This is a genomic window from Sediminimonas qiaohouensis DSM 21189 (assembly GCF_000423645.1).
GTDB lineage: Bacteria > Pseudomonadota > Alphaproteobacteria > Rhodobacterales > Rhodobacteraceae > Sediminimonas > Sediminimonas qiaohouensis.
Genome location: NZ_AUIJ01000014.1, coordinates 43,784 through 62,747 on the forward strand (window position 1 = coordinate 43,784; position 18,964 = coordinate 62,747).

Here is an 18,964-nt window from a genome sequence, read left to right on the forward strand (position 1 = left end):
GCGCAAACGATCAGGAGGAGCGATCATGCGGTTTGTACGTTATGGCGAGCAGGGGCAGGAGCGGCCCGGTGTTCTGGATGCGAGCGGGGCGCTGCGCGACTTGTCGGGCATAGTCAGTGACTTGTCGGGCGATGTTCTTGTAGATTTGCCGCAGGTTGACCCCGAGACGTTGCCGCGTGTCGAAGGCGCGCCGCGCCTTGGGGTGCCGGTGGGACAGGTGGGCAAGTTCATCGGCATCGGGCTCAATTATTCAGATCACGCGGCCGAGGCGGGGATGGAGCCGCCGGCGATGCCGATCGTGTTCATGAAGGCCACATCAAGCCTGAGCGGGCCAAACGATCCGGTCTATTTGCCGCGCGGGTCCGAGAAATCCGATTGGGAGGTGGAGCTTGGCGTGGTGATCGGCAAGCGGGCCAAATACGTGTCCGAGGCCGAAGCATTGCGCCACGTCGCGGGCTATTGCGTGGTCAATGACGTGTCCGAGCGCGCCTTCCAGACCGAGCGCGTCGGCCAATGGACCAAGGGCAAAAGCTGTGACACGTTCGGGCCGGTGGGGCCGTGGCTGGTGACGCCGGACGAGGCGGGCGATCCGCAGTCGCTGGTGCTGTCGCTGGATCTGAACGGGCAGCGCATGCAGACGGGCACGTCGGCCGCGATGATCTTTACGGTGGCGCAGATCATCGCGCATCTGTCCGAGATGATGAGCCTCAACCCGGGCGATATCATCGCCACGGGCACGCCGCCGGGCGTGGGGATGGGCATGAAGCCGGCACGCTTCCTGACCGAGGGAGACGTGATGGAGCTGGAGATCGAGGGCCTTGGCCGGCAACGGCAGGAGGTGCGGCGCGATCCCTGATCGGTGGCGGCTGAAAAAGCGTTGAGATTGTCACCTCCGCCGGGGAGGTCGTTCGTCTGCACTACGCTCACCCCTGAACCGAGGGGCGCGCCCGACCCTGGGTGGGCGCATTGAAACGCCAGTTCTGCGCGCGGCGCTAAAAAGCATCAATGTCGTCAGTGTGTTGCGCGACATCGCCTAAGCGCCCTCCCGGGGGGAGGGTCGGGCGCGGCCCGGGTTTGCAGCCCGCGCCAAGGGGGGCATGGCACTCGCCTTGTTTAAGGGGCTTGCAGCGCTATGCGTTGTCCTTGAACAGCGCGGCGATTGCGTCGATCAGCGGCGCGCGCATTTCGGGGCGTTCCATCAGCACCTCGTGCTCGGCCCCCTCAATCCAGTTCAGCGTGCCGCCGGGCCAGGCATTCATGCGCTCGGTGATGCGGGACAAATCGACGATGCGCTCGTTGCTGCCCACGAAGGTCGCACAGGGTAGGGCCGGCGACGGGCGCCGCGATAGCGCCAGCGTCTCGGCCAGGGCCTCGTGCAGCCAGTGCAGGCTTGGCCCGCCGAGGGCCAGTTCAGGATATTGCAGGCATTGCGCCTGCATGTAGGCGTACATGTCGGGATCCGTGGTCAGCATGTTGTCCGCAAACGGCTCGGCGCTGACATAGGTTTCAAGCTTGGTGCTGGGGGCCAGCCTGTGGCCCTGGCCAAGCGCGGAGCTGACCGCCGCGATGGCGCCGCCCAAGGTGCGGGTGACCGGCGACATGGCGATGCCCCACATCGGCCCGGTAAAGGTGCAGGCCCGCACATCGAGGCCGTCCATCACCGCCCGCAGCCCGATACAGCCGCCCATCGAGTGCGCCAGAAGGTAATAGGGGCGCGGCAGGCCCGCCTTTTGCGCCGCGGCGAGCATGGCGGCGACATCGCGCTGATAATCGGTGAACTTGTCCACGTGACCGATGCGCCGATCGTTCAGCAGGCGATCCGACAGGCCCTGGCCACGCCAGTCGATGGCCATCGTGGCAAACCCGTGCGCGGCCAGCTCTGTCGCCGTGCGGCCGTATTTCTCGACGTATTCGGTGCGTCCGGGGAACAGCAGGACAGTGCCCTTGGCGGCGCCCTGCCGGGCCCAGGCGCACAACCGCAGCCGGATATCATCCTCGGCAGTCACCCACCACGCGGCAGCATCCGCCGGACCATCGGCCACGTCCGAGAAAAACGGCGCGTCTTCCATGTCAGCCAAGGACCGATCCCAGTTTCATCGCCAGGCCCATGTCGCCGTCAACGGTGAGCTTGCCGCTCATGAAGGCTGCGGTGGGGTTGGTGTCGCCGTCCATCATCGACTGGAACGTCTCGGCATCCGCGGTCAGGGTCACGTCGGCATCATCGTCGCCCGCGCGCGCGCCCTGACCATCGACGATGACCGCGCCTTCGCCTTCGATCACGAACTTCGCGGACCCGTCGAAATCGGCCTCGGTCAATTTTTCGTTCAGGGCTTCAACGGCCTTGTCAATCACGTTGCTCATTCGTGCTATCCTCATATTTCATGCGCCCCGGGGGTAACATTTCCCAATCTGCGCGCTACACTGAGGCAAGTTATGGGCAGCAATACCTCTTGGATCAATCGTATCGTCGCGGCAGGCATCACGATAGTGATGTTTTCCGTACCCGTGTGGTCACAGGATGCGCGGCTGCAGGACTTGTATCGCGATCTCGCCGATAGCGGGCCGAAGCAGGCGATAGGGATCGAAAGGGACATCCGGCATGAATGGTCGCGGACGGGATCTCCGGCGATCGATTTGCTGCTCAGGCGGGGGCGCGACGCGCTGGAGCGGGGCGAGATCGAGGCGGCTTTCGAGCACCTAAGTGCTGCCACCGATCATGCCCCGAACGTGGCGCAGGCATGGCATCTGCGCGCGCAGGCGTTTTTCGCGCAGGATCGGCTGGGCCTTGCGCTATCGGATCTGGAGCGGGCGCTGGCGCTGGACCCGAACCATTTCCAGGCGGCGTTCGGGCTTGCCGCGATCCTTGAGCAACTTGACCGGCCCGAGCAGGCCGCGCGCGCCTATGCGCTTGTCCTGCGCCTTCACCCACATTACGACAAGGCGCGCGAGGCGCTGGACCGGCTGGAGGCGCGCACCGGCGATCAGACGCTCTAGCCGGTGCGCGGTGCGGGCCGCTATAGACAAGGCGTGCGCAGCGGCGCGGGCACGCAGAATTCGGGGTACGATCCATGGCCGAACCCTCTCGGATCACGGCGGTTCTGGGGCCGACCAATACCGGCAAGACACATTACGCGATCGAGCGCATGCTGGGCTATCGCAGTGGCGTTATAGGGCTGCCGCTGCGCCTGCTGGCACGCGAGGTCTATGACAAGATCGTCGCCGCGCGTGGGCCGTCGGTCGTGGCGCTGGTCACGGGCGAAGAGCGCATCGTGCCGCCGCGCACGCAATACTGGGTCTGCACGGTCGAGGCGATGCCCGAGGGGCTGGGCGCCGATTTCGTCGCGGTGGACGAGATACAGCTTTGCGCCGATCCGGAGCGCGGCCACGTGTTCACCGACCGTCTGCTGCGCGCGCGCGGGGAGCACGAGACGCTGTTCATGGGCGCAGACACGATGCGCAGCGCGATTGCCGCGCTTGTGCCGGGGGTCGAATTCATGCACCGCGAGCGGATGTCGCAGCTATCCTATGCGGGTTCAAAAAAGATTAGCCGTATGTCCGCGCGAAGCGCGATTGTCGGATTTTCTGTTGAAAATGTATATGCGATAGCCGAATTGCTGCGCCGGCAAAAGGGTGGTGCGGCGGTTGTCATGGGGGCGCTCAGCCCGCGCACGCGCAACGCGCAGGTGGAGATGTATCAAAACGGCGATGTGGATTTCCTTGTCGCCACCGATGCGATCGGCATGGGGTTGAACCTCGATATCGACCACGTTGCGTTCTCGTCCCTGAGCAAGTTCGACGGGCGGCGCATGCGGGCGCTGGCCCCCAATGAGCTGGCGCAGATCGCGGGCCGGGCGGGGCGCGGGATGGCGCACGGATCATTCGGGGTAACGGGCGAGGCGCCGCCGTTGGAGGACCACGTCGCGCAGGCGATCATGGAACACCGCTTTACCCCGATCCGGCGGTTGCAGTGGCGCAATCCGTCGTTGTCCTTCGGCAGCATCGATGCGCTGGTCTCGGCCCTTGAGCAGGCACCCAAGGATGATCTGTTGACGCGGGCCCGCGAGGCCGATGACCTGGGTGCACTCAAATCGCTATCGTCGGTCGCCGAGGTGCGCGCGCGGGCCAGCGATCCGGCCTCGGTGCGGCTCCTGTGGGATGTTTGCCGCATCCCCGATTTCCGCGGAATCAGCAACGCCGAGCATGCCGGCCTTCTGGAGGCGATCTACGGCTTCTTGCATGAGGGGGGGCGCGTGCCGGACGATTGGCTTGCGCGGCAGGTCAAGCGTATCGACCGCACCGATGGCGACATTGACGCGCTGTCGAAACGGCTGGCATTTATCCGCACATGGACGTATGTCGCGCAGCGATCGGGCTGGGTACATGACGAAAGTCATTGGCGCGGGCGCACACGCGCGGTAGAAGATCGCTTGTCGGACGCGCTGCACGAGCGGCTGACGCAGAGATTTGTGGATCGGCGCACCTCGGTTTTGTTGCGCCGACTCAAGCAGAAGGAGGCCATGGTGGCCGAAGTGAACGACAAGGGTGAAGTGACGGTCGAGGGCGAGTTCGTCGGCCGTCTGGAAGGGTTCCGCTTCCGTCAGGACAAGGACGCCACCGGCCAGGAGGCCAAGACATTGCGGCAAGCCAGCGCCGCCGCATTGGCGCCTCAGTTCAATCTGAAGGCCGACAGGTTTTATAACGCGCCCGATACCGAGATCGACTTCACCGAACAGGGCGGTCTGATGTGGGGCGAGCAGGCCGTTGGCAAGCTGGTGGCGGGGGCCGATCCGCTCAAGCCGCAGGTGATGGCCTTTGTCGACGAGGAGGCGGGCGAGGACGTCGCCGCCAAGGTGCAGCGCCGCCTGCAGCATTTCATCGATCGCAAGATCGCCACCCTGTTCGAGCCGCTGCTGAACCTGCAACGCGACGAAGAACTGACTGGCCTTGTGCGCGGGTTCGCCTTCCGTCTGGTCGAGGCCATGGGCCTGCTGCCGCGCGGCGAGGTGGCGCAAGAGGTCAAGGACCTGGATCAGGACGCGCGCGCCAGCTTGCGCAAACATGGCGTGCGGTTTGGCCAGTTTACAATTTTCATGCCCCTGATGCTGAAACCCGCGCCGACGCGCCTGCGGCTGGTGCTGTGGTCGCTGACGGGCGGGTTCGATACCTTCCCCGAGGCGCCGCCGCCGGGCTTGGTGACCGTGCCGGTCGCGGCGGATGTGCCGCAGGGCTATCACACGATGTCGGGTTATCGCGCGGCGGGAACGCGCGCGATTCGCATCGATATGCTTGAGCGTTTGGCCGATATGCTGCGCGGCGAGGACAGCCGCGCCGGGTTCGAGGCCAGCGCGGATATGCTGTCGATCACCGGCATGACGCTGGAGCAATTCGCCGAGTTGATGCAGGGGCTGGGTTACGCGGCCGAGCGGGGCGAGCGCGAAAAGGTCAAGCCGGTCGATCAGGCGGTGAAAGACGCACCGGCCAGCAATGCCGAGACCGATGCCGCCGCCGCAGCAGATCCCGCGACGGACGCCCCCGAACACCCCGCCCCCGAGGCCGAGACGCCCGAGCAGGACACCGCGGCGGTCCCCGATGAGCAAGCGCCGCCCAAGGCCCCGGCCGAGCCCGCGACGGCCGAGCCGGAAACCGAGGTGTTCTATACCTTCACATGGGCGCGCAAACCCGCCGGTGCGGGGCGTGGGCCGCGGGGCCGCGGCGACAAGCCGCAGGGCCGTGCCAACGCGAAACCGGGCAAGGGGCGCGGCCCCAAGGGCAAAGGCAAGGGCAAGCCAGACGCCGCACCCAAAAACGCAGAGGCCCGCCCGCCCCGGAGCAAGGACCGGATCGACCCGGACAACCCGTTTGCTGCCGCGCTGATGGGGCTCAAGGACAAGAAGTGATTGCAAGGGGGTGAGCCGATCCCTGAATCAGCTGACAAGATCCGCCTCGACAAATGGCTATGGCAGGCTCGGTTTTTCAAGACCCGCAGCCTTGCGGCGGGCGTTGTGCGCGGGGGGCGGGTGCGCGTCAACGGCACGCGTGCCGTGAAACCGGCGCAGCAGGTCGGCCCCGGTGACGTGATGACCTTTCCGCAGGCGCGCCAGATTCGGGTTGTTCGGTTGGTATGTGCGGGCGTGCGGCGCGGCCCGGCATCCGAGGCGCAAACGCTGTACGAGGATTTGACCGAGATCAAGGACGATATCCCGCCCGCTCCGCGATACGAGGGCAAGGGGCGGCCCACCAAAAAGGACCGCAGGATAATTGATCTTGATCGCTCGCGGACGCTTGAATGATCCGTGGCGCTGGTCTAGGTCACTGGTGTTCGGGAAAGATGAGAGAATAATATGACTTACGTAGTCACCGACAATTGCATTGCTTGCAAGTACACCGATTGCGTCGAAGTGTGCCCCGTGGATTGCTTCTACGAGGGTGAAAACATGCTGGTCATCCATCCCGACGAATGCATCGATTGCGGCGTCTGCGAGCCGGAGTGCCCCGCCGACGCGATCCGCCCGGATACCGAGCCGGACATGGAAAACTGGGTCGAGTTCAACAGGAAGTACTCGGAAAACTGGCCGGTCATCATATCCAAGAAAGACCCCCTTCCCGAAGCGGATGAGCGCGACGGAGAGGACGGCAAGCTGGACAAGTATTTCTCGGAGGCGCCGGGCGAGGGGGGCTGACGTCCGATTCGCAATGCGTGCGGCCTGCGCGCCACCTGCGCACATGAGGTAATCAGCGTAAGCTGATAGGAAACATGAAAAATCTCATCACAACGGCGGCCGTGCTTTCGGTTGTCGCAAAATTGTGATATACATAGCGGCGTCGTAACTGGCCTATTGAACCCTGCCCGCGCGGGTAACCCGCGTGTCCAAGTGAATCGTGTGATGAAACCCATCGAGATTGGCAATGATCTCGGTCCGGTTTTTTTGTCGGGTTATCAAGGGCGCTGCTTGCAAGGAAGGTTTGCATGAGCAAAACAAAGAAGTCTGAATTCCGCCCCAATGATTTCGTCGTATATCCTGCGCATGGGGTCGGACAGATCATATCGATCGAAGAGCAGGAAATTGCCGGTATCCCGTTGGAATTGTTCGTCGTCTCCTTTGAAAAGGACAAGATGACATTGCGCGTTCCGACCAACAAGGCGACCGAGATCGGCATGCGCTCGTTGTCCAGTCCCGATGTCATTTCCAAGGCGATGTCCACCCTCAAGGGCAAGGCCAAGGTCAAGCGCGCGATGTGGTCGCGCCGGGCACAGGAATACGAGCAGAAGATCAACTCGGGCGATCTGATTGCGATCGCCGAAGTGGTGCGCGATTTGCACCGCACCGATGACCAGCGCGAGCAGAGCTATTCCGAGCGGCAGCTTTATGAGGCCGCGTTGGAGCGCCTGACCCGCGAAGTCGCCGCGGTGAGCGGTAATGACGAGGTGGCCGCGGCCAAGCAGGTTGACGAGGTCCTGATCACCCGCGCGGCCTGAACCCGGTTGCCACCGCTAGATGAGAATGCCGCGTTCCCGGTCAGGGGCGCGGCATTTTCGCTTTGTGCGGTGAGGGTTGCGCGGGATCAGATGCACAGCATCCACAGAACGGCAATTTCGCAAAGCTGCTGACACGCGCCGAGGATATCGCCGGTCTGGCCGCCGATCTTGTGCGCGGCCACCCATGCAACGGCAAAGGCCAGCGCCCCGGTTATCAGGACCGCCGCCAGCATCGTGCCAAAGCCAAGGCTGAAGAGGGTAATCACCACAGCCACCGCCGCCGCCAGCGCGGCCATGCTGCCGTGCGGGCGACCGACGCTGCGCGACAACCCGTCGTTGCGCGCATGGGGCAGGGCGACCATCACCGCGGGCATTGCCCCGCGCGACAGGACCGCCGCCGCGATCATCGCGCCGATTGCCGCGCCGTCCTGCCACAAGAGGCCAAGCGCCCCCCACCGCGCCCCGAGTGACAGCACCAGCGCGATAACCCCGTAGGTGCCGATGTGGCTATCTTTCATGATTTCAAGGCGCCGGGTTTCATCCCACCCGCCCCAAAAGCCATCAGCGCTATCGGCCAGCCCGTCTTCGTGCATGGCGCCGGTGAATACGATGAGGCATAGCAGGCTGATCCCCGCCGCCATTGGCGCAGGCAATCCGGCCCATGCCGCAAGCGCCCCGACCGCTCCGGCCAGCACGGCGACGATTAGCCCCGCCAGCGGATAGGCCCATACCGCCGTGGCGGTGCGGGCGAACCGCGCGGGATCAAGCGTGATCGGTAGCCGTGTCAACAATGCCAGCGCCACGCCGATATCCACCGGGGTCGGGCGCCGTGGGTCGGTTTCGTGCATGGTGTCGCCTTTTCCTGCCTTGTTCGCCCTGCTCAGACGGTTAAACACCCGTAAGCAAATACAATCAACGAGGGATACCATGACCGCGCCATTTTCCAATCTCGCCGAGTTTTCCGATTTGCTCGATGCCGCGCCGGCGCGGGACGAAGGCGCCGTTGCGGCCGCGCAAGAGCGCAATGGCCAGTTGACGAAGCCGCCGGGCGCGCTTGGTCGGCTTGAGGATCTGGCGATTTGGTACGCGGGCTGGCGCGGCACCGCCAAGCCGCAAATCGCGGCGCCGCAGGTCCTGGTGTTTGCGGGCAATCATGGTGTCACCGCGCAGGGGGTATCGGCCTTTCCGCCCGAAGTGACAGCGCAGATGGTCCAGAATTTCGATCATGGCGGCGCCGCGATCAACCAGTTGGCCAACTGCTTTGGCGCGCGGATGGACGTGCACGCGCTGTCGCTTGAGACGCCCACGTCCGATTTCACCGCCGCCCCGGCCATGGACGAGGCCGGGTTCCTGGAGGCGCTCGGGGTTGGCTGGCAGGCGGTCGATCCAGGGGGCGATGTCCTGATTTGCGGGGAAATGGGGATCGGCAATACCACCTCGGCGGCGGCGGTCGCGCTGGCGCTCTTTGGCGGCGTGGCGTCTGATTGGGTGGGGCGCGGCACGGGTGTTGACGATGCCGGGCTTGCCAACAAGGCGCGCGTGGTCGAAGCGGGTGTTGCCCTGCATGGCCGCGAAGGGCAAAGCGGGCTGGATGTGCTGCGTTGTTTGGGCGGGCGCGAGCTGGCGGCGATGGCCGGCGCGATCGCGCGCGCGCGGGTGCTGCGTATTCCGGTTCTGCTTGACGGGTTCATCTGCACCGCCGCCGCCGCCTGCCTTGATCAGCCTCGGCGCGGCGCGCTGGATCATTGCGCGGCCGGGCATGTCAGTGTCGAGCCGGGGCACGCGCGCCTGCTTGGGGTGCTGGACAAGGCGCCACTGCTGTCGCTGGGTATGCGCCTTGGCGAGGGATCGGGCGCGGCGCTGGCGCTTGGGGTGCTCAAGGGGGCGGTGGCCTGCCATTCGGGCATGGCCAGCTTTGCCGAGGCGGGGGTCAGCGAAGCCTGATCATCCCGCCTCGTCGCGCGCTTCGAGCTGCGCCAGAAGGGCGGTTTCCAGCTCTTTCTGCAACTCGCGGGAGCGCGCGATATACGCCTCGTTCTCCGAGGCCGGCACCTGCGGATCCCACAATTCCGCGAGATCGCGGATGGATTGCCTGTCGTGCTGGTAGAAGAGTTTTTCCGCCTCGGCGGCTTCGAACTCGCTCAGGCCCATGTTTTCCAGAACATAGCGCCCCGCGCGCAGCGAGCTGTCGAACATCTCGCGGACGATGTCGTTGGCGCCTGCCTGATACAGCTTGTAAACATGGGTGCGGTCATGCGCGCGCGCGACGATGTGCAAATCGGGCCGCTCGTGCCTGGCATAACTGACCAGCCGGGTCGCCGAGGCGGGATCGTCCATCGCGACGACAAGGATGCGCGCCTCGCCCAACCCGGCGGCATGCAGCAATTCGGGGCGGGTCGGATCGCCGAAGAACCCCTTGATTCCGAATTTGCGCATCAACTGGATGGTCGAGAGGTTATGGTCGAGCACCACCGTGGTGAAGCCGCTGGATTGCACGAGCCGGTTAACGATCTGCCCGAACCGCCCGATCCCGGCGATGATCACGGTGCCTTGCTCGTCGATCTCGTCCGGTTCGGGGCTCTCGGCCGCCTCGGCAAAACGCCGGGCAAGGTATTCGTGCAGCAAGAACAGCACCGGCGTGATCAGCATCGACAGCGCGATCACCAGCAGGAGTTGCTCGGCCAGGACGGGCGGCAGCACGTTTTGCTGCACCGAAAAGGACAGCAGCACAAAGCCGAATTCTCCGGCCTGGGCCAATGACAGTGTGAAAAGCCATTGGTTCCGTCCGCGCAGGCGAAAGATCCGCCCCAGGACGAACAGGATCACCATCTTTGTCAGGATCAGGGCCAGCGTCAGCCCCGTCAGAAGCAGGGGAAACTCCCACAAGAGGCCGAAATTGATCCCGGCCCCGACCGTGATGAAAAACAGCCCCAGAAGCAGGCCTTTGAACGGCTCGATGTCGCTTTCCAACTCGTGGCGAAATTCGCTGTTGGCCAAAACCACGCCCGCCAGGAAAGTGCCGAGCGCGGGCGACAGGCCGACCATCATCATCGCCGCGGCAATGCCCAGCACGATCAGGAGCGACAGCGCGGTATACATCTCGCGCAGGCGCGCCTGGTGGATGAACCGGAACAGCGGCCGAGTGAGGTAAATCCCGGCCAGCACGATCAGCCCGACCACCCCCAACGTAACCAGCGTCACCCCCCAACCGGGTAGCCCTTCGACCAGCGACACCGCTTCGCCGCCATGCGCCGTCTCGGCGTCCGGGGCAGGGGCCAGCGCCAGCAGTGGCAGCAACGCCAGCATCGGAATTACGGCGATGTCCTGCGTGAGCAGAACCGAAAAGGCAGATCGCCCGCCGCCGGTCTGCATCAGGCCCTTTTCCTTGAGCGTTTGCAAGACGATAGCGGTCGATGACAACGCCAGGATCAGCCCCACCGCAAGCGCGCTGCGCGTGTCCAGCCCCAGCAGCGTGGCGCCGCCCATGACGGCGGCCATGGTCAGCAGGATCTGGGCCCCACCCAGCCCCAGCAGCTTGTGCCGCATCGCCCACAGGGCGCGCGGCTCCAGCTCAAGACCGATCAGGAACAGCATCATGACGACGCCGAACTCGGCAAAATGCTGCAAGTCCTGGGTTTCCGAGCTGCCCACAAGGCCCAGCACCGGCCCGATGAGAATGCCCGCCGACAGGTAGCCAAGCACCGAGCCAAACCCAAGACGCGCCGCCAAGGGCACCGCGATGACGGTCGCAGCCAGGTAGATCGACGCTTGTATCAGGATTTCCTGCATGTGCTGTCCTTCGGGGGCTTAGGTTGGCAGGGGGGCGTCCTGTTTGAACTGGTCCATGACGACCTGGCTCTGAACGCGGGCGACGGCGGGATGAGGCGAGAGTACCTCGTGAATCAGTCGGTTCAATGCGCCCAGATCGGCGCAATAGACCCGTAGCATGTAATCCGCATCTCCTGTCAGGGTCCATGCGCTTATGATCTCGGGGCGGGTGGCGACCAGCCGGGCAAAGCCCTGCGCCTGCTCGGGGCCGTGACTGCCCAATTGGACCTGCACGAAGGCCTGCACGTCCAATCCCAGCAAATCGGGGCTGAGCCGTGCCGCGTAGCCGCGAATGTACCCCGCGCTTTCCAGCCGCTGCCTCCGCCGCCCGGCCTGACTGGGCGACAGGTTGAGCATATCGCCAAGCTGCTGTGCCGTAAGGTGTGCGTCGGCTTGTAGCGCGGCGAGGATGCGTTTGTCAGTATCGTCAATCATGTGCGAAATCCCCGCGTATATGGCGAATAATACGTTGAATTGCCGCATATATAAAGGGGATTTGCGCGCAAAATGCGCAAAATCCCCGTTCCTTATCATGTAAACTTGTTCATGAGCGCCGATACAGTCACATCAAACAAGGAGCCATGCCATGGGACCCTTCCCGCACGACGCCCCGCGATCCGAGATTACCCCCGAAAACCCGGCCGGAACCGACGGGTTCGAGTTTGTGGAGTTCGCCCATCCCGATCCAGAGGAGTTGCGCAGCCTGTTTTCGCGTATGGGGTATGCCCTGACCGGGCGGCACAAGTCCAAGAATATCGAGCTGTGGCAACAAGGCGATATCACCTACATCCTGAATGCCGAGCCGGACTCGATGGCGACCCGCTTTGTCGAGGAACACGGCCCCTGTGCCCCGTCGATGGGCTGGCGCGTGGCGGATGCGCAAAAGGCGTTCGATCACGCCGTCGCAAAGGGGGCAGAGCCCTACATGGAAGACGATCGCACGATGGATGTCCCCGCGATCAAGGGGATCGGCGGGTCGCTGATCTATTTTATCGATCAGTACTATGACACCTCGCCCTATAACGAGGAGTTCGAGTGGCTGCAGACGTCCAAGCCCGAGGGGGTTGGCTTCTACTACCTCGATCACCTGACCCACAACGTGTTCAAGGGAAATATGGACAAGTGGTTTCGCTTTTATGAAGGGCTGTTCAACTTCCGTGAAATCCGCTTTTTCGATATTGAGGGCAAGTATACCGGCCTGTTCAGCCGGGCGCTGACCTCGCCCTGTGGACGCATTCGCATCCCGATCAACGAGGACCGGGGCGAAACGGGGCAGATCGTGGCCTACCTGAAGAAATACAACGGCGAAGGCATCCAGCATATCGCGGTCGGCACCGAGAACATCTATGACGCCACCGATGCCATTTCTCAGCGCGGCGTGAAGTTCATGCCGGCCCCGCCCGAGGCCTATTACGAGCTGAGCAAAACCCGTGTCCAAGGCCACGAAGAGCCGATCGAAAGGATGAAAAAGCACGGCATCCTGATCGATGGCGAAGGCGTCGTGAACGGGGGCGAGACCAAGATCCTGTTGCAAATCTTCTCGAAAACCGTGATCGGCCCGATCTTTTTCGAGTTCATCCAGCGCAAAGGCGATGACGGCTTTGGCGAGGGGAACTTCAAGGCCTTGTTCGAATCCATCGAGCAGGAACAGATCGACAGCGGCGAGTTGGAAGAGGCCAAGTAAGCTTGGCGCTATGGGCCAAGGGGTGCGTCCTTGAATGGGCCACCCCGGCCGGGTCACGTGCGGCCCCGAGGATTGGCGCACCATGGCGGAAATGCCCCGCCCGGCGGTGAGGCTTGTTGAAACGTAGCGGCTTAAACGATGGCAGCGCCTGCCTGCCCCCGGCAGGAAGATGCGCCCGCCCAGGCAGGCGCTGCCCTCTTTTCTCGTCACGCGCGCCGTTTTCCGAAGGCGACCCTGTGGTTTGACGGGCCAGAGCCGCTCGGGCGGGCACCGGACAAACCGCCCGTATCAGCCGTTCGGCATCTTCAGCACCAGGTTGCGGCCGCGCTTGATGTAGCGCAGCTCGGTTTCGCCAATGGCGGCGACCCGGCCGCCGTCGATGCTGTCTCCTATTTGGACCTTCTCGAACCGTCCGTTGGGTAGCCTCACCAATGCGCGCCTGCTGGAAGGTTTGCCATAGACACCGATCAGGCTGATCTTGCGCATGCTCAGCGCGTTTTTCACCGTCGCCTGCTTGGCGACCGAGGCCGAGGTCGGGATGTCGGGGGCGACGGTGCTGGCGGTGCGGCGGGCGACTTCAGGTTCCAGGTCGTCGGGGCGCACCTCGGGTTTGAGCGAGACGTCGATCGCCTGTGCGGTTGCGTTGGCGGTGTTGGCGGTATTCGCCTGTGCATCGGCGCGCGCCTTGGCAGCGATCTCGGCCGGTCTGCGTTTGGGGTGGATGACGGCCAGCGCGGTGTCGTCCTCGGCATCAAGTTCCGATTGCTCACCCTCACCCGCAGCCCCATCGACGAGGCCCGCGGGGCGCGCCTTGGGGCGGACACCGGACAGGCGCTCGCGCAGGGCGTCCTGAACGCGGGTGTCGCTGGTGCGCAGGCGCGGGGGTTGCACGGGCGGCGCGCCGGCGTAGATCATCACCCCGTCGGGGGAAATCGTGCCCTCCGGCGTCGCCGTGACCAGCCCGCGTTCATCCAGATCGAACCGGGTGCCGGGCAGGGCCGGGGCGGTCTGCGGACGCGGGCGCGGATCGGCCTGCAGCACATCGGCAGGCGGCAGGGCCACCGCATCCGAGAAATCGACGTTTCTATCGAGAGAGGCGAGATAGAGATTTCCCAGCGGATCAACGGGTGGGGCCTCGGGCGCGTCGGGCGCGGCGGGCCATATACCCGTCGCCGCATAGCGCGCCGCCGCCTCATCGGGGCGGGGGATCAGCGACGTGGTCCGTTGCGGCGCGGCGTCGGTGGCCTCCCCGGTCTGCTCTGGCTCGGCTTCATCTTGCGGCGCTGCCGGGGGCTGCGCGGTATCGGCGGCGGGCGTTTCAGGCGCCTCCGCGGGCTTTAGCGGCGCGGGTGGCTGGACGGTATCGCTTGCGTCCTCCTGCGGCGGGGACAGCGCGGCGATATCATCCGACGCGCGCGGCAAGTCCTGGACGTCGGCGCGCTCGCCGAACGGGCCCATGGTGTCGCTGCCGGAATAGATGGTCGCCCACACGCCAACCCCGGCGAGCGCCAGCAGAACCGCAGAGGCCACGACCAGTCCGATATTTCGCGTTTGCCCGCCGATTGCCGCGCGGCCGGGCGAGTCGGCCGCGCGTGCGCCGAAGATCGTCATCTTCTGTTCTTCGTCTTGCGGCGTTTGCGTGGGCGCGGGACTGCGCAGCGGGGCCTGTGATGCCTGATCGCTCTTGATGGGGGTGGGGGCGGGGGCTTTTTCGCGGCGTTTTACCAGTTGCCCGGCTTGGCTGAACCCGGCCTTGATCCTGTCGGCGCCGGTGCGGGCGGCCTGTCTGGATTGGCTGGCGCCGCGCCGTGCGGTGGCCCCGGCGGCGCGAAATGGCCGCGTGAGCGCCGAAAGGGTGCTGCTGCCAGCGTTGACCGTGCGTCCGCGCAGCGACCGCGCGGCACCCTTGAACTGTGCGCTGGCGGCGCGCCCGGCGGGCTGCGCCGGGGTGGGGGCCTTGTCCGGTTTCGGTGCAGGTGCCGTAGCTTCTTTGGGGGCGGCGGGCACGCGAGGGGGGGGAGGAGACGCCGGTTTGGGCGCGCTGCGTTTTGTTGATGGTTTGGGCGCAGTTTTCTTGCCAGCCCCGGATTTCTTGCCAGCCCCGGAGCGCAAGCCGAAGGTCAGGCGCGGCGCGGCCTTGGCAACTAGCGTGCGCGCCATCGCCGCCGGATCGATGCTTTTGCCGGCATCGTCGCTGGGTGCCTGCCGGCGCGACGAAAAGGCGGGCATGGGCGCGGCAGGGGCCTTTGAGGCGTCGGCTTTGCGCTCTGCTGTGACGGGCTTCTTGCCGGTCTTTGGTTTGTCGCTTTTCGGTTTGTCGGTTTTCGGCTTGCCGGTGGCCGGCGTTTTCGGCGCTGCCTTCTTTGCCGGCGCCTCGCTTTTCGCGGGCTTGTCGGGCGTCTCTTGGTCCGCGCTCTGCTCCGGCGTTGCCTTTGCGTTTGGCGCGGGGGGAATTGCGGGCGCATCGCTTGCGTCCTGCGGCGGCTTGGCCGTGTCAAACAGCGGCTCCCCCGCCGCGGGCAGATGGGCCATGCCAACGATATGGATCGGGTCCAGGTCGCGCTCGACAGGGTCTTTCACCTGCGAACAGGCCCCGAAGAACACTTCGCCGACAAAGGCGCCGTCCGGGGGGGTCGCCACGAAACTCACCGGCCCAAACTGGTGTTCAAGCGCGAAATCTTCGGCCTCTTGAAGGGTTTCCTGCGCAACCGCCGCCACGTGCGTGCGCTCGCCGTTGGCGGCCCAGTCGATGCGCAGCTCATCCACGGCATAGGGGGTCGCCCCGTCCATCGCATCGCTGGCGGCCTGCGCGCGCGCGGCATCGTCCGCACCGGGGGTGTCGATTGTCAAGTAGCGGATCTGCTCGTTCGGGATGACGAGCTTGCAGCTGAGGCCGCTGCTATCGAGGCGCTGTGCCGTGCGCCGCAGCACCGCCAGTTCGCCGGCCAAATCGTCCGATGAAAGACCAACCTCGCCCACGAGGTGCCAGCCCGAAGGCACACGGTGCAACAGGCCGATACCGTCAAATGACAGGGTCAACGCGAAGTTCGGTTTCATGACTTAGGCTTTATCATCCCCCCGCGCGGCCGTAGAGCGCCGCAGCACCAATCCGTTCTTTTTACAGCAGTTTCCTGCTCAGGGAAAGGCTTGGCTCAGTTTCCCTTTACCAACGGAAAATGCATGTTCAATCTAGGGGGAGACTATCAAGGAGAACGCCAATGCGAAACCTATTCTGTGCCGCGCTGATCGCCCTCATTGCGCTGCCGGCCGCTGCCGAGACCCCAGATCGCCGGATCAGCGTATCGGGGCAGGCGGTGATTGAAACCGCGCCCGACATGGCCATCGTCCGGCTGGGTGTCACCCACAAGGACAAGCAAGCCACCAATGCGCTGCGCAAGACCTCGGACGCCGTTGCGGCGCTGATGTCGCGGCTGTCGGGGTTGGGCGTGGCCAAGCGGGACGTGCAGACCAGTTCGCTCTCGCTCGGGCCGGTGTGGAACACGCCAGAGGGCGGCGGGCCGCGCGTGCATTGGGGCTATGAGGCGGCAAACATGATCACGGTGCGCCTGCGCGATATCGACACGGTGGGCGAGGCGCTGGATGCGCTGGTGTCTGACGGGGCCAACCGCCTCGACAGTATCCGTTTCGCCCTTCAGGACCGGCAAGAGGCGATGGACGAGGCGCGCCGCCGCGCAGTGGCCAATGCCAGGCACAAGGCCGAGCTATTGGCAGACGCGGCGGGCGTGACCCTTGGCGATACCGTGTCGATCAGCGAGGGAAGGGGTGAGCGGCCATCGCCCGAACGGATGGCCCCGACCATGATGCGCAGCGATTCGGTGCCGATCGCCGCGGGCGAGGTCGAGATCGAAGCGTCGGTGTCGATGGTGTTTGGGTTGACGCCGCCCGAGTGATGGATGCCCGAGTGATGGATGACGGGGCGCGCTTGCCCCGTCACCGTTTATGCGGGCGCGGTCAGGCGCCGGCCTTGCTCAGCCCCTGGTCCAGGTCGCGAATCAGGTCGTCCGCGTCCTCGATCCCGATCGAGATACGGACAACATCCGGCCCTGCGCCGGCCGCGATCTGCTGCTCTTCGGTCAATTGCCGGTGCGTGGTGCTGGCCGAGTGGATCACCAGGCTGCGGGTGTCGCCAAGGTTGGCCACGTGGCTGAATAGCTCAAGGCTGTCCACCAGCTTGACGCAGGCCTCGTATCCGCGCTTTAGCGTGACCGTGAACAGGCCGCCGGTGCCCTTGGGGAACAGCCGCTGCGCGCGCTCGTGATAGGGCGAGGAGGGCAGGCCGGCATAGGTCACCTTTTCGATCCTCGGGTCTGCCTCGAGCCACTCCGCCACCTTCTGCGCGTTCTCGCTGTGCCGCTCCATGCGCAGGGACAGCGTCTCGATCCCCATCAGCGTGTAATGCGCCGCCTGCGGGTTGAGCGTCATGCCCAGGTCGCGCAGGCCCACGGCGATCCCGTGGAAGGTAAAGGCCAGCGGGCCGAACGTCTCGTGGAACTTAAGGCCGTGATAGGCGGCTTCGGGCTCGGACAGCGAAGGGAACTTGCCGCTTGCCGACCAGTCGAATTTGCCCGAATCCACAACCACGCCGCCGGTAACCGTGCCGTTGCCGGTCAGATACTTGGTCATCGAATGCACGACCAGCGTCGCGCCATGTTCGATCGGCCGGCACAGGTACGGGGTGGCGCTGGTGTTGTCCACGATCAGCGGCAGACCGGCGCCGTCGGCCACGGCCGCGATGGCCGGCAGGTCCGTGACGTAGCCGCCGGGATTGGCGATACTCTCGCAGAATATCGCGCGCGTGTCGTCGTCGATCGCCGCGGCGACCGCGTCCACATCATCGAAATCAACGAATTTCGCGGTCCATCCAAAGCGTTTGATCGTCTGGCTGAACTGCGTGATCGACCCGCCATAAAGCCGGGTGGACACCACCACGTTCAGCCCCGGCCCCATCAGCGGGAACAGCGCCATGATCTGCGCCGCGTGCCCGGACGAGCAGCACACCGCGCCGACGCCGCCCTCAAGCGTGGCCATGCGTTCTTGCAGCACCGCCACCGTCGGGTTGGTCAGGCGCGAGTAGATATAGCCGACCTCCTGCAGGTTAAAAAGCGCCGCCGCGTGGTCGGCATCGCGGAAGACGTAGGCGGTTGTCTGGTATATCGGGGTCTGGCGTGCGCCGGTGGCCGGGTCTGGCCGGGCGCCGGCGTGAATTTGCAGTGTATCGAAGCCGTAGCCGGGTGTGCCGTCTGTCATGGAAATGTCCCTCCTTGCTCTCGTTGTCAAAATCTCTAAGCCATGAAGGCGCATGCGACAACGAGACAGTTCAGTGAAAGGACGAACAATGCGACCGGCATTTCATTTAGCCTACCACGTTCGCGATCTGGATCAGGCGCGGGAATTCTATTCCGGCCTTTTGGGGGCGAGCGAGGGGCGCAGCACCGATACATGGGTGGATTTCGACTTTTTCGGTCATCAACTCAGCCTGCATCTGGGAGAGCCGTTCGCGACCACTGACACAGGAAAAGTGGGCGATCATATGGTGCCCATGCCGCATCTTGGCGTGGTTCTGGGCCTTGATGACTGGCGGGCGCTGGCCGATAGGCTTGTCGCGGCGGGGGTGGAATTTGTCCTGCCGCCCTCTGTGAGGTTCGAAGGGCAGCCGGGCGAGCAGTGGACGATGTTCTTTCGCGATCCGTCGGGCAACCCGATCGAGATCAAGGGCCTGGCCGCGGAAGAGGGGCTTTTCGCCAGTTGAATTGGCAGGCAGATGAAAACCCCTTCGCTTGATCCCTGATGGTCTTGTTTCGGACCTTCGATATATCGCCCTGCGCGAAATAGCGCCCGAAGCCCGCCGCGCATCGCCGGGCCGCCCCCCGGCGCGGCGATTTGGCTAACACCTGTGCAGCGCACCAAGGTAATTCGGGTTTGGCAAAAATAAAGTGCCCCGAACCAATGTTGGA

The 18,964-nt window shown here is 64.7% G+C and carries 17 protein-coding genes; 10 read left to right on the top strand and 7 right to left on the bottom strand.

Annotated elements, in window-relative coordinates; genetic code table 11:
• Positions 1-25: 25 nt before the first annotated feature.
• Positions 26-856, top strand: a complete 831-nt coding sequence (locus tag G568_RS0112410; protein WP_026758343.1) for a fumarylacetoacetate hydrolase family protein — start codon at positions 26-28, stop codon at positions 854-856.
• A 274-nt stretch (positions 857-1,130) separates the two neighbouring features.
• Here G568_RS0112410 and G568_RS0112415 read toward each other — a convergent pair whose 3' ends face one another.
• Together G568_RS0112415 and G568_RS0112420 are read right to left on the bottom strand one after the other, a co-directional pair.
• Positions 1,131-2,069 (bottom strand): alpha/beta fold hydrolase, encoded by a 939-nt coding sequence (locus G568_RS0112415; RefSeq protein WP_026758344.1) that lies wholly within the window; start codon positions 2,067-2,069, stop codon positions 1,131-1,133.
• Position 2,070: 1 nt separating this feature from the next.
• Positions 2,071-2,361: an SCP2 sterol-binding domain-containing protein gene (locus G568_RS0112420; RefSeq protein ID WP_026758369.1), complete on the bottom strand. Its 291-nt coding sequence runs from the start codon at positions 2,359-2,361 to the stop codon at positions 2,071-2,073.
• Positions 2,362-2,433: 72 nt separating this feature from the next.
• On the opposite strand from G568_RS0112420, the gene G568_RS0112425 reads away from it, so the two are divergent.
• The 5 genes from G568_RS0112425 (at position 2,434) to G568_RS0112445 (ending at position 7,477) form a co-directional block, all read left to right on the top strand.
• A complete protein-coding gene (locus G568_RS0112425) occupies positions 2,434-2,994 on the top strand; it encodes a tetratricopeptide repeat protein (protein WP_037374093.1) in 561 nt (186 codons plus the stop codon).
• A gap of 74 nt (positions 2,995-3,068) precedes the next feature.
• Positions 3,069-5,897: a helicase-related protein gene (locus G568_RS0112430; protein ID WP_026758346.1), complete on the top strand. Its 2,829-nt coding sequence runs from the start codon at positions 3,069-3,071 to the stop codon at positions 5,895-5,897.
• A gap of 18 nt (positions 5,898-5,915) precedes the next feature.
• Positions 5,916-6,290 carry an RNA-binding S4 domain-containing protein gene (locus G568_RS0112435; protein WP_026758347.1) on the top strand — a complete coding sequence of 125 codons (375 nt, stop codon included), beginning with the start codon at positions 5,916-5,918 and terminating at the stop codon, positions 6,288-6,290.
• Between the two features lie 51 nt (positions 6,291-6,341).
• Positions 6,342-6,680: a ferredoxin FdxA gene (gene fdxA / locus G568_RS0112440; protein ID WP_026758348.1), complete on the top strand. Its 339-nt coding sequence runs from the start codon at positions 6,342-6,344 to the stop codon at positions 6,678-6,680.
• Positions 6,681-6,967: 287 nt separating this feature from the next.
• Positions 6,968-7,477 carry a CarD family transcriptional regulator gene (locus tag G568_RS0112445; protein WP_026758349.1) on the top strand — a complete coding sequence of 170 codons (510 nt, stop codon included), beginning with the start codon at positions 6,968-6,970 and terminating at the stop codon, positions 7,475-7,477.
• A gap of 86 nt (positions 7,478-7,563) precedes the next feature.
• Here G568_RS0112445 and cobS read toward each other — a convergent pair whose 3' ends face one another.
• The gene (gene cobS / locus G568_RS0112450) at positions 7,564-8,325 is read right to left on the bottom strand and encodes an adenosylcobinamide-GDP ribazoletransferase (protein ID WP_026758350.1); all 762 of its coding nucleotides are present in this window, start codon (positions 8,323-8,325) and stop codon (positions 7,564-7,566) included.
• Between the two features lie 79 nt (positions 8,326-8,404).
• Between cobS and cobT the strand changes: the two genes are divergently transcribed.
• Positions 8,405-9,421, top strand: coding sequence for a nicotinate-nucleotide--dimethylbenzimidazole phosphoribosyltransferase (gene cobT / locus G568_RS0112455; protein WP_026758351.1), 1,017 nt, complete (start codon positions 8,405-8,407; stop codon positions 9,419-9,421).
• On the opposite strand, the gene G568_RS0112460 is transcribed toward cobT, so the two are convergent.
• Together G568_RS0112460 and G568_RS0112465 are read right to left on the bottom strand one after the other, a co-directional pair.
• A complete protein-coding gene (locus G568_RS0112460; RefSeq protein WP_026758352.1) occupies positions 9,422-11,266 on the bottom strand; it encodes a monovalent cation:proton antiporter-2 (CPA2) family protein in 1,845 nt (614 codons plus the stop codon).
• An 18-nt stretch (positions 11,267-11,284) separates the two neighbouring features.
• The gene (locus G568_RS0112465) at positions 11,285-11,740 is read right to left on the bottom strand and encodes an Lrp/AsnC family transcriptional regulator (protein WP_026758353.1); all 456 of its coding nucleotides are present in this window, start codon (positions 11,738-11,740) and stop codon (positions 11,285-11,287) included.
• 151 nt (positions 11,741-11,891) lie between these two features.
• Here G568_RS0112465 and hppD point away from each other — a divergent pair, with 151 nt between their 5' ends.
• On the top strand, positions 11,892-12,989 hold the full coding sequence (hppD, locus tag G568_RS0112470) for a 4-hydroxyphenylpyruvate dioxygenase (protein ID WP_026758354.1): 1,098 nt from the start codon (positions 11,892-11,894) through the stop codon (positions 12,987-12,989).
• 288 nt (positions 12,990-13,277) lie between these two features.
• Here hppD and G568_RS0112475 read toward each other — a convergent pair whose 3' ends face one another.
• Positions 13,278-16,046 carry a hypothetical protein gene (locus tag G568_RS0112475; RefSeq protein WP_026758355.1) on the bottom strand — a complete coding sequence of 923 codons (2,769 nt, stop codon included), beginning with the start codon at positions 16,044-16,046 and terminating at the stop codon, positions 13,278-13,280.
• A gap of 161 nt (positions 16,047-16,207) precedes the next feature.
• Here G568_RS0112475 and G568_RS0112480 point away from each other — a divergent pair, with 161 nt between their 5' ends.
• On the top strand, positions 16,208-16,900 hold the full coding sequence (locus tag G568_RS0112480) for an SIMPL domain-containing protein (RefSeq protein ID WP_026758356.1): 693 nt from the start codon (positions 16,208-16,210) through the stop codon (positions 16,898-16,900).
• Positions 16,901-16,961: 61 nt separating this feature from the next.
• On the opposite strand, the gene G568_RS0112485 is transcribed toward G568_RS0112480, so the two are convergent.
• On the bottom strand, positions 16,962-18,257 hold the full coding sequence (locus tag G568_RS0112485) for an O-acetylhomoserine aminocarboxypropyltransferase/cysteine synthase family protein (RefSeq protein ID WP_026758357.1): 1,296 nt from the start codon (positions 18,255-18,257) through the stop codon (positions 16,962-16,964).
• 88 nt (positions 18,258-18,345) lie between these two features.
• Between G568_RS0112485 and G568_RS0112490 the strand changes: the two genes are divergently transcribed.
• On the top strand, positions 18,346-18,759 hold the full coding sequence (locus G568_RS0112490) for a VOC family protein (RefSeq protein WP_026758358.1): 414 nt from the start codon (positions 18,346-18,348) through the stop codon (positions 18,757-18,759).
• The last annotated feature ends 205 nt before the right edge of the window (positions 18,760-18,964 follow it).

Excerpts from the sequence above, each read along its gene's own strand:
- G568_RS0112410 (WP_026758343.1), top strand. The coding sequence starts at position 26 with ATGCGGTTTGTACGTTATGGCGAGCAGGGGCAGGAGCGGCCCGGTGTT.
- G568_RS0112415 (WP_026758344.1), bottom strand. The coding sequence starts at position 2,069 with ATGGAAGACGCGCCGTTTTTCTCGGACGTGGCCGATGGTCCGGCGGAT.
- G568_RS0112420 (WP_026758369.1), bottom strand. The coding sequence starts at position 2,361 with ATGAGCAACGTGATTGACAAGGCCGTTGAAGCCCTGAACGAAAAATTG.
- G568_RS0112425 (WP_037374093.1), top strand. The coding sequence starts at position 2,434 with ATGGGCAGCAATACCTCTTGGATCAATCGTATCGTCGCGGCAGGCATC.
- G568_RS0112430 (WP_026758346.1), top strand. The coding sequence starts at position 3,069 with ATGGCCGAACCCTCTCGGATCACGGCGGTTCTGGGGCCGACCAATACC.
- fdxA (WP_026758348.1), top strand. The coding sequence starts at position 6,342 with ATGACTTACGTAGTCACCGACAATTGCATTGCTTGCAAGTACACCGAT.
- G568_RS0112445 (WP_026758349.1), top strand. The coding sequence starts at position 6,968 with ATGAGCAAAACAAAGAAGTCTGAATTCCGCCCCAATGATTTCGTCGTA.
- cobS (WP_026758350.1), bottom strand. The coding sequence starts at position 8,325 with ATGCACGAAACCGACCCACGGCGCCCGACCCCGGTGGATATCGGCGTG.
- cobT (WP_026758351.1), top strand. The coding sequence starts at position 8,405 with ATGACCGCGCCATTTTCCAATCTCGCCGAGTTTTCCGATTTGCTCGAT.
- G568_RS0112460 (WP_026758352.1), bottom strand. The coding sequence starts at position 11,266 with ATGCAGGAAATCCTGATACAAGCGTCGATCTACCTGGCTGCGACCGTC.
- G568_RS0112465 (WP_026758353.1), bottom strand. The coding sequence starts at position 11,740 with ATGATTGACGATACTGACAAACGCATCCTCGCCGCGCTACAAGCCGAC.
- hppD (WP_026758354.1), top strand. The coding sequence starts at position 11,892 with ATGGGACCCTTCCCGCACGACGCCCCGCGATCCGAGATTACCCCCGAA.
- G568_RS0112475 (WP_026758355.1), bottom strand. The coding sequence starts at position 16,046 with ATGAAACCGAACTTCGCGTTGACCCTGTCATTTGACGGTATCGGCCTG.
- G568_RS0112480 (WP_026758356.1), top strand. The coding sequence starts at position 16,208 with ATGCGAAACCTATTCTGTGCCGCGCTGATCGCCCTCATTGCGCTGCCG.
- G568_RS0112485 (WP_026758357.1), bottom strand. The coding sequence starts at position 18,257 with ATGACAGACGGCACACCCGGCTACGGCTTCGATACACTGCAAATTCAC.
- G568_RS0112490 (WP_026758358.1), top strand. The coding sequence starts at position 18,346 with ATGCGACCGGCATTTCATTTAGCCTACCACGTTCGCGATCTGGATCAG.